1 protein-coding gene is annotated in these 617 nt (G+C 71.5%); it reads right to left on the bottom strand.

Features of this window, described 5'->3' with window-relative positions; translation table 11 throughout:
* The coding region (locus tag ACI8AR_RS23760) for an AAA family ATPase (protein WP_457053190.1) at nt 1-617 on the bottom strand (617 nt) is incomplete at both ends.

Here is a 617-nt window from a genome sequence, read left to right as displayed (position 1 = left end):
ACGGCGGCGCGGACGGCGTCGTCGGTGAAGCGCACCTGGTGGTGGGCCTCGTAGCGGTCGCGCAGGCCGCAGAGGATCTGCACGGTGTCCTCGACGCTGGGCTCGGTCACCAGGATCGGCTGGAACCGGCGCTCCAGCGCCGCGTCCTTCTCGATGTTGCGGCGGTACTCCTCCAGCGTCGTGGCGCCGACGACGTGCAGCTCGCCGCGGGCCAGGGCCGGCTTGAGCATGTTGCCCGCCCCGCCGGAGCCCTCCGAGGCGCCCGCCCCGACGACGGTGTGCAGCTCGTCGATGAAGACGATCACCTCGTCGGAGTGCTCGCGGATCTCCTCCATGACCTTCTTCAGCCGCTCCTCGAAGTCCCCGCGGTAGCGGGTGCCGGCCACCAGGCCGGTGAGGTCGAGCTCGACCAGGCGCTTGCCGCGCAGCGTCTCCGGCACGTCGCCCTCGACGATCTGCGCGGCGATGCCCTCGACGATCGCGGTCTTGCCGACGCCGGCCTCCCCGATGAGCACCGGGTTGTTCTTCCGCCGCCGGGAGAGGACCTCGACGGTCTGCTCGATCTCGGCCTCCCGGCCGATCACCGGGTCGATCTCCCCGTTGCGGGCCAACTCGGT

The sequence above is a fragment of the Geodermatophilus sp. SYSU D01036 genome (assembly GCF_054050435.1).
Note: the sequence above shows the minus strand (reverse complement) of the source record. Positions and strands in the feature narration are given on the sequence as shown.